Raw genomic sequence first — 12,645 nt, 5'->3', positions numbered from 1 at the left:
TGATTCGACTTATGGTAGGTCATAAAGACTTATTTTGTAAAGAGTTTTTATTTAACTCGCTGAATTTTAAGGTTTAAATTGTTGGCACGATACGTGTAATAGCTAATCGATGTAGTTAATTATCGAGGTTGCTATGAATACAATGATGCTGAATAATTTAAATCCCCAAACACAGTTTATATCGCTATACAAAACGCTATTGTTTGCTGCCAATACCGCTTTGGTTGTGAGTTTAGTGCTTATTGCTGTAAGTGTTTTAATTAGCTACCCGTACGCCGAACACTTTTCTATTTTTGTGCAAGTCTCAGCTCATATTAGCACTATTGTTATCGCTGCTACTTTAAAAGTAAGTTACGTACTGCGATGTGTTGCACAGCACGGCTTAGGGCAGGAAGTTCGCTAATGCGCCCTATAAATTTAACTGAACCAATGCCAGCACGAGTAGTTATTCATCAAGTATCTCAATGGCCGTTATGGATGCTGGCTTTTAGACCTTTCTTTCTAGCTGGTGGCTTATTGGCGTTTTTGTCGGTGGGATATTGGCTACTTATTTTAACAGGTAATGCAAGTTGGTATTTATCAATGCCTGCAACATTATGGCATGCACACGAGATGCTGTTTGGTTTTGCAGGCGTTGTAGTTGTTGGCTTTTTACTTACTGCGGCACAAACGTGGACAGGCGTACCGAGTATAAGTGGCAAAGCGCTCATGTGGCTTACGTTTATATGGCTGTTAGCTCGTTTAGCATTTTTTGTGGTATTGCCAGATATTGCTTATTTTAATTTATATGCAGCACTTATATTGCAAGTTGTGTGGTGGCTTGGTGCCATAACCGCGTTGGCGAATATGTTATTAAAAGCAAATAGCAAAAGTAACTATCCATTTTTAGCCATTTTAGCGGTGCTATGTGCGCTCAATACGTTGTATTTAATACTAGTGCTAGAGCAAAAAATGCAGCTTGCTCTGGCTGTGGTTGATACCGCAGTACTGGTAATGACTTTACTTGTTGGCATTGTAGCAGGCCGCGTTTTGCCCTTTTTTACAGCCAAGGGATTGGGCCTCACTGAGCAAGTGCGCACTCCTAAAATAGATAAAGTTGTTTTGTATTTATCTGTACTGGCTATTACTTTATTTTTTATTAGTAAATTATTTCTAAGCCCTATTAGCCCAGCTCCTGTGGTGGCGAGTGTCGCTGTATTACACTTGGCCCGCTCTTTCTATTGGTGGAATAATAAAGTGCTTAAAATACCTTTGTTATGGTCTTTGCATTTTTCGTACTTCGCTTTAGGTATTGGGTTAATGCTGGTGGCAATAAGCTTTATTGGCAGTACGGTTGCATTTAAAGATGCATTACACCTCATTACTATTGGCACAATAAGCATGATGATTTTAGCCATGATGACTCGTGTATCACATGGTCATACAGGGCGAACGCTCACTATTCCTCATTATATGGCCGTTGCATTTGCTCTCGTGCTAGTTGCTGCAATTACTCGTTCACTACTCCCTTTTATTATTGGGCCTCACCTAGCTTGGCAAATAAGTGCTCTGCTGTGGTTAGTGGCTTTTTTATTATTTTTAATTCACTGCACACCTATATTAACGCGGCGTCGTGTTGATGGGCGTCGTGGTTAGTTCACCTACAGGAAAACACTATGTTATCTGATAAAACCATTGAGATTGTAAAAAGCACTGTTCCGTTATTAGCGCAGGCGGGCACGGTTGTTACCGATCATTTTTATAAGCGCATGTTTAGTCATAATCCAGAGCTTAAAAATATTTTTAATATGGCGAATCAAGATACGGGTCGTCAGCAATTTGCACTTTTTAATGCATTGGCTGCGTATGCACAAAATATTGATAATTTAGCCGTATTAAAAGAAGCACTGACACGGATTAACCATAAGCACACGAGCTTAAATATTTTACCTGAACATTACCCAATTGTAGGTGCGCATTTAATTGGCACACTAAAAGAGCTTATTCCCGAGCAGTTTACTCCCGATGTAGAGTACGCGTGGCGTGAAGCATACGCACTACTTGCTGATATTTGTATAACTGAAGAAGCGGCTTTATATGCGCACAGTAAAAATAAGCATGGCGGCTGGGCAGGTACTCGTGAGTTTAAAATAACCAACAAGCAGGTTGAATCTGAGCTTGTTACGAGTTTTACACTTACGCCAGTTGACGGTGAGGCGGTTATCACACACAAGCCAGGGCAATATTTAGGTATTAAAGTTAAACCAGAGGGCGCCGAATATGAAGAAATACGTCAGTATTCTATTTCACAAAAAAGCAATGCTAAAAACTATCGTATTAGTGTTAAAAAAGAGCTACAACCAAAGCTTGGCATGGTGTCTAATCATTTACACGCACTAGAGCTGGGCGCTATTGTTGAGTTATATCCACCCGCGGGTGACTTCTTTTTGCGTAACAATACAAACCCTGCGGTACTTATTTCAGCAGGTGTTGGGCAAACGCCTATGCTTGCCATGCTTGAAACGTTATTAAGTGATAACTCTAATCAAGATATTATGTATTTACATGCATGTGAAAATACTCAGCAGCATTCGTTTGCAAAATATTTGAATGGACTAAATGCAGTATATAACCGTCTACAAACAATGACGTGGTTTAATCAAGCCGTTGAGGGCGCTGACTTTATAGGGCTGATGAATTTAAACGCAGTACAAACACAATTACCATTAACGAATGGCGACTTTTACTTGTGTGGCCCTGCGGGGTTCATGGCATTTATAAAAAATCAATTGCTTGAGTTAGGTGTTAAAAACGAGCATATCCATTATGAAGTATTTGGTCCGCATCAAGACTTATAATACCGTTTAAAAGTGGGCATATTTTATACCAAACTGCATAAACCTTTAATCAATTTAACGAATTGAATTGCACTATAACGTCGTTAAAAATTTTTTATTTAGAACAACTAGATACAAAAATTTTTGCCTAGTTCTAGCGTAATTTTCTTAACGTTAAATAGGCCGCATGTATAAGCAGATTGGTATTAGATAATTATTTAACTCACTAACTTAATTGCGCACTATAAAACTTTTTGAGTAGTGCGCAATTAAACTAACTAACCAGAGTTCAGGTTAACTATAATTTTTTAGTATTGCCTTGCGCCGCAAAAGCCTGCTGTTGCCAAGCATTAAATAGCTTTTTTTGCTTATCTGATATTTTTAAACCGTATGTTTTTTGCATATAGGCGTAGGTATCGGCTATGCGTTTACGTGCATCAACAGGTGGCTCGATCACACGCTGTTTAAAGTTTACTTTTACTTCGCAACGGCCATATTGCGTTGCTTTTTCATTAAGCATACCAAAACGATAATTAGAGCGATCTGCATTAATCTCGCCAATAGCGGGTGCTAAGTTGTTTATATCGGCTTCCATTTGTCTAAACTTAGCACTTACTTTTCGGCAGTTTTTACGCCCGCCATCTTGCCAGCATTGTAGCTGATGGCCAAACTCCCACGCTGGCACAATATGCTCCCATTCAATACGTAACGCTCGCACGTTTACTTTACCTGAGCGGGTAAGTGTATTTCGAGGAACATAGCCACAACTAGTGGGATCGGGAACAAGTTTTTTGCCTTGCTTTTTAATATCACAACCGCAATAAATACTTTTAGCGTCTTTAGGTAGGGTTTTAATTAAGTGTTTTTTAGCCGTTGAAAAGCGAGTAAATTGTTCGGCTGATACCGAAGCGCACAGAAAACAAGCCAATAAGGCCAGAATAAATCGGGTCATATCCATCACATACGTGAACTACAGGAGCTGGTAGTCTAAAGCTTTGAAGGTAAAACTTAAAGACTATAAAAATTAAGGTGTTATTTTAGTTTCTAATACGTGTTAATCGTTTAACCCTGAAGCTTTGTATCAACAACATAACCCCACTTAGGCAAAAAAGTACGCTGGTTGCCGAAAAGCTAATAAGCAGTGGGTTATTAAAGTCTTCTCGCTGATCGTAATCCATAATGTGTAACATCCAAAAAAAGTCAAATATTCGCCATATTGTGCTGCGAATGGTAACAACGTTACCGTTATTGGCTGATAAATACAGTGTTGTGTTAAAGGTATCGTTAAATTGTACTTGCCAGATATCTTTTTTATAGCCTACTTCTCTTGAGCCTTGTTTTAAAAAGATTGTGCTCATTGGTTCGGCATTAATGAGTAGATGAGCCTTGGCATTTTCGGTAATTTGTATTTTAGTTGGCGCTTCAAAAGGGCGACCTGTTATACCGTTAAAGCTGTGTGGTTCACTTTTGCTGATGACGGTAATAAGAGGGGTTGTTAAAAAATTTTCAAAGATAATTTGTGTTGGATTTTTTACCTGAGATGTAATGTTGTCAAGTGATGCAACATAATCAGTTTGCGCAAATGGATTATTTAGAGTGCGTGTTGCTAGATGTTTACCATGAACTTTTTCAAGAGGGATGGCACTCATGACTAAGCCGCCTAATAGCCAAGCTAAAATTTGTAATGCGAGTAAATACCCGAGCCATTTATGTAGTTTTCGAGCGGGCTTAAATGTTTTTTTCATGTGCTTCTATCTTATTATTGTTGTTGGCTAGTTTAATATACTGCAATGGTAAATAACTGCGACATAATGTCGCAGTTTATGTTTATAAAACAATCTAAAATATAGCTATAGTAACCGTTAAAAAATAGAGTTCTTCTTAGGGCGTATTGACCTGTCGTGATTGATTTTGCAGCAGTGTGCTTGGTATTTAAGTAAGGCAGAGCCTATGATGTGTGGTTGCCCCCCATAAATAGGCGATAACGTAGCATAAATGCCAAACATGCCCTGATTAATGGTTATTTTCAATTATTGTTGTAAGCACATATTTGATATTTTTAGATGTTGAGTTGAGGTTAAAAATAAAAAGGTATGTACTGAAAGGAAAAATAAACTGCTAATAAACATTTAAAGTAGCTACTCTCTATATAAAATAGCGAATACTGCATAGTTGATTTGGTATAAAAGAGAAACTGCGTTAAAGTTTGCAATGTAATCATTAGAGGATAAATACGAAACGATGTCGGAAATTCAATTTTTAAATGTAGATCTAGAGCTTGAGTCAAAGCAAGATATTAGCGTGCTTGTGGCAGATCTAAAAAAGGTCGCTACGATTTTACATCATGACAAAGACGAATACCGTCATTTAGCACGTATTGAAGCGACAGGTGCAGTAAGTACTCCAGATAAAGCAATAAATCACTTATGTGAGCTTATTGAATCGTGTTCGCGTAATGCGTTAAAGCAGTGGTTAAGCTGCTCGCGTAGAACGTTTGATATTGGTTTTGAATCAGGCAGCTCGCCTAAATGTTTTAATCAAGCTTTAGACGCAGATACATTATTGCGTATATCTGCGATTGGTGCAGGTATGGAAATTACAATTTATCCAATTGAAAAATAATACCAACTAATTATCTTCGCTCCACTACTGCTGCGGTCATTTTTGATACGCAGCACAGCTCATTGCGGCTGTTGGTAATTTTTATCTCCCAAACCGAGCTACGCTTACCTATATGAAATGCTCTTGCTGTGGCTGTTAAAGTACCGTTGCGAGATGCTTTTAAGTGACTGGCGCTAATTTCTTGTCCAACACAATAAAACTTAGTGAAGTCGACTACAAAGTTAGCTGCATAACTTGCTACCGTTTCGGCAAGCACTACATTGGCGCCGCCATGTACCATACCCATTGGATTATGGTGCTCAGGTATGGCTGGCATGGTTGCTACTAAATAGTCTTCCCCAATTTCAGATATTTCAATGCCCATGGTTTTCATGAGTGTGCCTTGGCCATTAATGCCTTCGTCTAGTTGTTTGCAAAACTCTAAAGTAATAGGTTGATACCAAATACTCATAACCGCTCCTTCTAAATGGTACTTAACCTGAGCTCTGGATAATAAATCTATCTCAAGCTGCTATTTTCAGCGCTAACTACGTTGAACTTACTTGCAATAGGCCAGCTATTGACGCGCAAGTTTGCCTTGTTTTCACTGAAAATCTCTGGCTAGAGAAAAATAAATTTAAATATCACTATGATTCAATATATTAGTAAATATCTTAACCAGAGTTCAGGCTACTTAAAATATCGTTTAAATTTTCATAAATTTAAGATCATGATAAGGCTAAATTGAATATTTGTCGTGCGAAAAAGCTATTAACAACTTTAGATAATGCTGTAATTCGTAAAGAGGGTGATTATAAAGCTGAGTTAGTAATGGCGATTTATAATTAAGCGAAGTGAGTGACATTTGTAAAATGTGAATTTGCTTTAAACTAAGTATAAGCAAGTCGCCATACCTTGACGCTTGCTTACATTAGCTATATTTTTTATTGGTAACTAGCGACTAGTTCTACATTATTAAAGGTATTAAAACCTTTGAGCATAATTGAGTAATTACCAGTACGAGTATCGCTACAACTTTCGCTATTTCCGTTTTTATAAGGACGGCAATCAAAGTTATTACTCGATGCAATTGCGTTGTATTTTACATGTAGATCAACATCGCCACTACCACCTGAGGTTGTGAATGTAACTTGCGTCGCCCCATTTGGCACTGCAAAAGTAAACAACTGTTCGCTATTTTTAGCGCCACTAACTGTAATTGGTTGATTATTTTGTAGTACATTATCATTTGTTGGCGGAGGGGTTGAAGATCTAAAGTTTGCAATAGTTGGATTTGTTAAATTTAATACTCTTGCATTGTCATGTTCTGCTAAAGTACCCATTACATCACCATTGTATGATTTGTTTGGGTTCGACCAGTAATTAATGCGGGTACAATTATTGGTGCAATTATACGCCATTACTGAACGCCATTGCGATTGAGGTTGCTGATAGCCATGTCCAAATGAATATGGAGATGTTGATGGATCGTTTTCAGGGTTATGACGAGCGCCTTGTAAATGTCCAATTTCATGACCAAAAGAGTAATAACCCGTTGCACAGTCATAATCGACCATAGCAAAAGCGCTATTCGCATTTGCACCAATGGCTTTTGCCTGACCACAGTAACCGTTTACATCATTCACTAATATGACTACATCAGCACCGTATTGATCGCGTAATGTATGGGCTTCATCCATATAGCCATCATTTTTAGCGGCTAAGCGGTTTAAATCAGTCCCTGAGTTTGTAGCTTCAGTGTAATTAATTTGGCTTACATGAGCTACGCTAACAACAGCGTTAACGCCTGAGTTTTGATAACCTTGGTTGGTCTCGACAACAGCAAGATCAATTAAGCTATTTATATCCCCCGATTTTTGCGCAGCTGCAGGCGTATATAAAACTAATAAGCTAATATCGCTTTGTGCATTGCTAGCCATTGCTGTTTGGTAATTTTGTGCCGTTAAAATTTGCTCACTGATTGAAGCTATGTTGCTATTGCTAGATTGCTTATAGTCGGGTGCATGCTCAGCAGGTTGTTTTGCTGGATCCAGTTCAATGAAGTTATGACCAGAGTGTTTATTTGGTTGTAATTTGTAAACATGTTCGCCTACTTTTACCGTACCAGAAATCCCTTTTTCCGATTTGATGAGTGTAACTTCGTCACCATCTAAGCTTTTACCAACCCAAATTAGACTACCTGTTGCTGATGAGCTTGTTGTGCTTTTAATAAACTCAATATTATTACCTTTAACAGGTAAGAAAAAAGCATCTGTGTTGCTGCTTAGTTCAAAAAGTGGTTGCCCAAATTGGGATTGAGTACTTGCTTGTGCAGTCATGCTTTGTGAAATGTTAGAGTATTGAACTTCAAAAAGTGGAACTTGAGCGTGCGTATAACCACTGAACAGTAGGCCAATAAATAATGGTGAGTATTTTTTCATTTGATAATCCTTTTGAATTCATTTTGTTCTTATAAAGTGTACATGTTAATAAGTTGTTTTCAACCCATTAACATTGAGGTGTGTTTAATATGACTATTATTGTAAATATAAAAATACACTTGTTTAATTTATGTAACCAGATTTTGTTTTTGTAGGTGTGAAAGGGGGATTTATTAATTATGAAAAACAAGCGCTATTAGCTGGTAATCGCATAGTTTGTTTAGCTTAATTTAAATTTGCGATTTTTATTTAACTGTATATACTCACAGTTAAATGTACTGTATGGAAAACCAGTTATATGCGACCATTAACGAAGCGCCAAGCTCAAATACTCGAATTAGTTAAAGTTTTTATTAAAGACACTGGTATGCCCCCTACACGTGCAGAGATTGCACAAACACTAGGTTTTAAAAGTGCCAATGCTGCAGAAGAGCATCTAAAAGCACTTGCAAAAAAAGGTGTTATTAAAATGAAGCCAGGCGCAAGCCGAGGTATTCAACTTGTTGAAGAAGAAGAACCTGAGCAATTAGGTTTGCCTCTAATTGGCCGAGTAGCGGCCGGTGAGCCTATTTTGGCGCAAGAGCATGTTGAAAGTCATTGTAAAATTGATCCATTAATGTTTAAACCTGCTGCCGATTTTTTACTGCGTGTTAACGGTATGAGCATGAAAGATATAGGTATTATGGATGGCGACTTATTGGCGGTGCATAAAACTCAAGTTGCTGAAAATGGGCAAGTTGTAGTTGCACGTGTTGATGATGATGTAACTGTAAAGCGCTTTGAAAAAGCAGGTCGAAAAGTACTGCTGCATGCTGAAAATGATGATTTTTCAGCAATTGAAGTCGATTTAGAAAACGAATCTTTTAATATTGAAGGTTTGGCTGTTGGGGTTATTCGTAACGCTGATTGGATGTAATACCAATTTTAGTAAAAACATGATCATTCTAGCGCATTGAATAACTCACTAACTACGTTAAAAATTATTTATATAGAACAACTATGTATCATAATTTTAGCCTTGTTATTGAGCTACTTTCTTATCACTATAATAGATCACTAATTTAATGCAGTGTTAAATTACTGATTTTATAAATGCGTGCTTTTTAGTACGCATTTTTAGTTACAAGGTTCCTTACTAAACAATTTTTATTGCACTCCTCTTTTATCCCCTTATGTTATTTGTAACCCCTATCAAAACTCAGTTCGCACCATTTTAAAGTTTTAAAAGTGACATGTTTTTTTGCTAATCCGTTAATATCATTTGTTTAATTTTCATACTAAAACTTGCTTGTTGGTTAATCTTTAGCTAATTATTAATGGGCTGGGCTAACAGTAACTCATTGTTTTTAGTTTTGAGAATACACACATTTACAATAAAACCTTGGTTAGCGCAGTGTAATACCTATTGTTTAATAAGGACGAGGGTATTAATACAAAAATAAAAATAACGAATTGGCGTTTAAGCCGTATGCCTCTTCGCTTTGCACTCGCAACAGCATCAAAGGAGTCGTCACATGGGTAAATTGAGCTCTACCTTGTGGCTTATACTGTTTGTTTTTCCGCAGCAAGTGTTGGCAAATAGCCAATTTAATATGCGTAAAGGCGTAACTGATATAAGTAATAATGTTTATCAGCTGCACATGACTATATTTTTCATATGTTGTGTGATTGGGGTAATCGTGTTTGCCATTATGTTTTGGGCACTCATTCATCACCGCAAATCTAAAGGAGCAGTGCCTGCTCAATTTCACGAAAGCACGAAAGTAGAAATACTTTGGACTGCTATTCCGTTTGTTATTTTAATTGCTATGGCTATACCGGCCACTAAAACTCTAATTGCAATGGAAGATGCCAGTAAGGCTGATCTCACTATTAAAATTACAGGATCGCAATGGAAATGGCATTACGAATACATGGGTGAAGACGTTGAGTTTTACTCAATGCTTTCTACTCCTCAAGACGAAATTGCTAATCTTGCACAGAAAAACCCTAACTATTTACTTGAGGTAGATAAACCACTGGTACTGCCTATAAACCAAAAAGTACGTTTTTTAATGACCTCAGACGATGTTATTCACTCGTGGTGGGTGCCCGATTTTGCCGTCAAAAAAGACGCAAATCCTGGGTTTATAAACGAAACATGGACCAATATAAACGAAGAAGGGATTTACCGGGGTCAATGCGCTGAGCTGTGCGGTAAAGATCATGGTTTTATGCCTGTGGTTGTAGTTGCAAAATCAGAATCCGATTTTAAAACCTGGTTGGTAGATGCAAAGCAGGCTAAGCAGAAAGCTGCGCTGGCAGATGCCGCACTGCTTGATCAAACGTTACCTAAAGATGAGTTAATGACTTTGGGTGAACAAGTATATATGGCTAATTGTGCAGCGTGCCATCAGCCTACGGGCATGGGATTACCAGGTGTATTTCCTGCACTTAAAGGGAGTCCAATTGTATTAGGGGATATTAAAGATCACATTGATATAATTATTCATGGCCGCCCAGGCACTGCAATGCAAGCCTTTGCAAAACAGTTATCTATAAAGCAATTAGCAGCAGTTATTACTTATAAGCGTAATGCATGGGGTAACGATACGGGTGATGTTATTCAGCCGAGTCAAATACAGACAGCACTTGATGCCAAAGTGGAGGCGAACTAATGAGTAGCATAGTAGAACAACCTAACGCCGATCAAGCGCATCATACACATCACCCTGCAAAAGGATTTAAACGCTGGCTTTATACAACCAATCATAAAGATATAGGTAGTTTATATTTAATATTTTCGCTGACCATGTTTTTAATTGGTGGCGCAATGGCCATGGTGATTAGGGCTGAATTATTTCAACCTGGTTTACAGTTGGTTGATCCCCACTTTTTTAATCAAATGACCACCGTACACGGTTTAATTATGGTATTTGGTGCAGTAATGCCAGCCTTTACTGGACTTGCCAATTGGATGGTGCCACTGATGATTGGTGCACCTGATATGGCACTGCCAAGAATGAATAACTGGAGTTTTTGGATTTTACCGTTTGCGTTTTTAATTTTATTAGCATCGTTATTTATGCCCGGTGGTGGTCCTGCATTTGGCTGGACTTTTTATGCTCCGCTTTCTACAACTTACAGTAATGACAATACGGCGTTGTTTGTATTTGCCGTACATATAATGGGAATAAGTTCAATTATGGGGGCTATTAATGTAATTGTCACCATAGTTAACTTACGTGCTCCAGGCATGACATGGATGAAGCTTCCCCTATTTGTATGGACATGGTTAATTACCGCCTTTTTATTAATTGCGGTAATGCCTGTACTTGCAGGAGCTGTAACTATGGTGCTTACCGATAAGTACTTTGCGACCAGCTTTTTTGATGCCGCAGGTGGCGGTGATCCGGTGATGTTTCAGCATATTTTCTGGTTTTTTGGTCACCCAGAAGTGTACATCATGATTTTACCAGCGTTCGGTATTATATCGACCATAGTGCCTACTTTCTCGCGTAAAAAACTCTTTGGTTATGCCTCTATGGTGTATGCCACATCCTCGATTGCGCTGCTGAGCTTTATTGTTTGGGCGCATCATATGTTTACCACGGGAATGCCTGTAGCAGGTGAGTTGTTTTTTATGTACGCCACAATGCTTATATCTGTGCCCACTGGGGTCAAAGTATTTAACTGGGTTGCCACTATGTGGAAGGGTTCAATAAGTTTTGAGGTACCCATGCTATTTAGTATTGCCTTTATTGTATTGTTTACCCTAGGTGGCTTTTCTGGGTTGATGTTAGCCATTACACCTGCTGATTTTCAATATCACGATACTTACTTTGTTGTAGCGCATTTTCACTATGTATTAGTAACCGGTGCGATATTTTCGATTATGGCGGGCGCTTATTATTGGCTGCCTAAGTGGACGGGTAATATGTTTAATATCACCTTAGCTAAATGGCATTTTTGGTTATCACTGGTGAGCGTCAATGTACTGTTTTTTCCTATGCACTTTGTAGGACTTGCTGGTATGCCGCGTCGTATTCCTGATTATGCACTGCAATTTGCCGATTTTAACGCAATCATAAGTATTGGTGGTTTTGCCTTTGGCTTATCGCAATTGCTGTTTGTGGCTGTTGTAATTAAATGTGCTCGTGGTGGCGATAAAGTACCTGCAAAAGTATGGGATGGGGCAGAAGGGCTTGAGTGGGAAGTTGACTCACCAGCTCCGTATCATACTTTTTCTACACCTCCGGAAATAAAGTAATGACACACGCACCGCTACTTAAGCGCTTGATATTAATTTGCGTGGGTATGTTTGCATTTGCATTTGCCTTAGTGCCCTTATACGACGTGTTTTGCGACGTAACAGGGCTCAATGGCAAGCCTTCGCTAGAGCAAGCAAAGCAAAGTACACAAATAATACAAAATCGTGAAGTTGGCGTTAGCTTTACTACGCATGCTCAAAGCGGTGCGCCGTTCGAAGTTAAATCAAAAGAATACAGCGTTGTGGTAAAGCCCGGTGCAATGCGTGAAGTGTTTTTTAGCGCTAAAAATAACAGCGAGCTAGATAAGGTAATGCAGGCTGTACCTTCTGTTTCACCAGGTAAAGCGGCAAAGTATTTACATAAAATTGCTTGTTTTTGTTTCGATCAACAACCGTTAAAAGCAGGTGAAGAACTTGAATTCAAATTACTTTTTTATGTTGATACTGCATTACCAAGTGACATAGAAGAATTAACTTTATCGTATACCGTATTTGATATTAGTGAACAGCTAGTGGCAAGTAATAACTAGCTTTTTAA

12 protein-coding genes are annotated in these 12,645 nt (G+C 38.3%); 8 read left to right on the top strand and 4 right to left on the bottom strand.

The genetic code is table 11. The annotated features are described in order from the left end of the window. The first annotated feature begins 133 nt into the window (after positions 1 to 133). From H5119_RS06730 to hmpA, 3 genes are read left to right on the top strand one after another with little or no spacing between them, the layout of a single operon-like run. Positions 134 to 403 (top strand): hypothetical protein, encoded by a 270-nt coding sequence (locus tag H5119_RS06730; RefSeq protein WP_182701681.1) that lies wholly within the window; start codon positions 134 to 136, stop codon positions 401 to 403. Continuing rightward, on the top strand, positions 403 to 1,635 hold the full coding sequence (locus H5119_RS06725; RefSeq protein WP_182701680.1) for an NnrS family protein: 1,233 nt from the start codon (positions 403 to 405) through the stop codon (positions 1,633 to 1,635). The genes H5119_RS06730 and H5119_RS06725 overlap by 1 nt, the downstream gene beginning before the upstream one ends. A 20-nt stretch (positions 1,636 to 1,655) precedes the next feature. Next, positions 1,656 to 2,837 carry an NO-inducible flavohemoprotein gene (gene hmpA, locus H5119_RS06720; protein ID WP_182701679.1) on the top strand — a complete coding sequence of 394 codons (1,182 nt, stop codon included), beginning with the start codon at positions 1,656 to 1,658 and terminating at the stop codon, positions 2,835 to 2,837. Positions 2,838 to 3,114: 277 nt separating this feature from the next. Here the strand turns inward: hmpA and H5119_RS06715 are convergent, their stop codons facing one another. Then, a complete protein-coding gene (locus H5119_RS06715; RefSeq protein ID WP_182701678.1) occupies positions 3,115 to 3,768 on the bottom strand; it encodes an endonuclease in 654 nt (217 codons plus the stop codon). Positions 3,769 to 3,853: 85 nt separating this feature from the next. After that, on the bottom strand, positions 3,854 to 4,561 hold the full coding sequence (locus H5119_RS06710) for a hypothetical protein (RefSeq protein ID WP_182701677.1): 708 nt from the start codon (positions 4,559 to 4,561) through the stop codon (positions 3,854 to 3,856). Between the two features lie 496 nt (positions 4,562 to 5,057). Here H5119_RS06710 and H5119_RS06705 point away from each other — a divergent pair, with 496 nt between their 5' ends. Then, positions 5,058 to 5,438, top strand: coding sequence for a hypothetical protein (locus H5119_RS06705; protein ID WP_077536381.1), 381 nt, complete (start codon positions 5,058 to 5,060; stop codon positions 5,436 to 5,438). 10 nt (positions 5,439 to 5,448) lie between these two features. On the opposite strand, the gene H5119_RS06700 is transcribed toward H5119_RS06705, so the two are convergent. Together H5119_RS06700 and H5119_RS06695 are read right to left on the bottom strand one after the other, a co-directional pair. Next, on the bottom strand, positions 5,449 to 5,889 hold the full coding sequence (locus tag H5119_RS06700) for a PaaI family thioesterase (protein ID WP_077536380.1): 441 nt from the start codon (positions 5,887 to 5,889) through the stop codon (positions 5,449 to 5,451). Positions 5,890 to 6,361: 472 nt separating this feature from the next. Then, a complete protein-coding gene (locus H5119_RS06695; RefSeq protein WP_182701676.1) occupies positions 6,362 to 7,858 on the bottom strand; it encodes a M12 family metallo-peptidase in 1,497 nt (498 codons plus the stop codon). A 298-nt stretch (positions 7,859 to 8,156) separates the two neighbouring features. Between H5119_RS06695 and lexA the strand changes: the two genes are divergently transcribed. The 4 genes from lexA (at position 8,157) to H5119_RS06675 (ending at position 12,637) form a co-directional block, all read left to right on the top strand. Continuing rightward, entirely contained in the window at positions 8,157 to 8,774 is a 618-nt protein-coding gene (gene lexA, locus H5119_RS06690; RefSeq protein WP_077536378.1) for a transcriptional repressor LexA, read from the top strand. Positions 8,775 to 9,372: 598 nt separating this feature from the next. Then, positions 9,373 to 10,515: a cytochrome c oxidase subunit II gene (coxB, locus tag H5119_RS06685; protein ID WP_138584729.1), complete on the top strand. Its 1,143-nt coding sequence runs from the start codon at positions 9,373 to 9,375 to the stop codon at positions 10,513 to 10,515. Beyond that, complete coding sequence (gene ctaD, locus H5119_RS06680) at positions 10,515 to 12,107, top strand: cytochrome c oxidase subunit I (protein WP_182701675.1); 1,593 nt, start codon at positions 10,515 to 10,517, stop codon at positions 12,105 to 12,107. Before coxB ends, ctaD begins: the two co-directional genes overlap by 1 nt. Further along, the gene (locus tag H5119_RS06675; protein ID WP_077536375.1) at positions 12,107 to 12,637 is read left to right on the top strand and encodes a cytochrome c oxidase assembly protein; all 531 of its coding nucleotides are present in this window, start codon (positions 12,107 to 12,109) and stop codon (positions 12,635 to 12,637) included. The genes ctaD and H5119_RS06675 overlap by 1 nt, the downstream gene beginning before the upstream one ends. The last annotated feature ends 8 nt before the right edge of the window (positions 12,638 to 12,645 follow it).

Source organism: Pseudoalteromonas sp. SG45-5, assembly GCF_014164085.1.
Classification (GTDB): Bacteria; Pseudomonadota; Gammaproteobacteria; order Enterobacterales; family Alteromonadaceae; genus Pseudoalteromonas; species Pseudoalteromonas aliena.
Note: the sequence above shows the minus strand (reverse complement) of the source record. Positions and strands in the feature narration are given on the sequence as shown.

Coding starts and splice junctions, on each gene's coding strand:
- H5119_RS06700 (WP_077536380.1), bottom strand. CDS start 5,889: ATGAGTATTTGGTATCAACCTATTACTTTAGAGTTTTGCAAACAACTA.
- H5119_RS06675 (WP_077536375.1), top strand. CDS start 12,107: ATGACACACGCACCGCTACTTAAGCGCTTGATATTAATTTGCGTGGGT.
- coxB (WP_138584729.1), top strand. CDS start 9,373: ATGGGTAAATTGAGCTCTACCTTGTGGCTTATACTGTTTGTTTTTCCG.
- H5119_RS06725 (WP_182701680.1), top strand. CDS start 403: ATGCGCCCTATAAATTTAACTGAACCAATGCCAGCACGAGTAGTTATT.
- H5119_RS06705 (WP_077536381.1), top strand. CDS start 5,058: ATGTCGGAAATTCAATTTTTAAATGTAGATCTAGAGCTTGAGTCAAAG.
- H5119_RS06715 (WP_182701678.1), bottom strand. CDS start 3,768: ATGACCCGATTTATTCTGGCCTTATTGGCTTGTTTTCTGTGCGCTTCG.
- H5119_RS06730 (WP_182701681.1), top strand. CDS start 134: ATGAATACAATGATGCTGAATAATTTAAATCCCCAAACACAGTTTATA.
- lexA (WP_077536378.1), top strand. CDS start 8,157: ATGCGACCATTAACGAAGCGCCAAGCTCAAATACTCGAATTAGTTAAA.
- H5119_RS06695 (WP_182701676.1), bottom strand. CDS start 7,858: ATGAAAAAATACTCACCATTATTTATTGGCCTACTGTTCAGTGGTTAT.
- H5119_RS06710 (WP_182701677.1), bottom strand. CDS start 4,561: ATGAAAAAAACATTTAAGCCCGCTCGAAAACTACATAAATGGCTCGGG.
- ctaD (WP_182701675.1), top strand. CDS start 10,515: ATGAGTAGCATAGTAGAACAACCTAACGCCGATCAAGCGCATCATACA.
- hmpA (WP_182701679.1), top strand. CDS start 1,656: ATGTTATCTGATAAAACCATTGAGATTGTAAAAAGCACTGTTCCGTTA.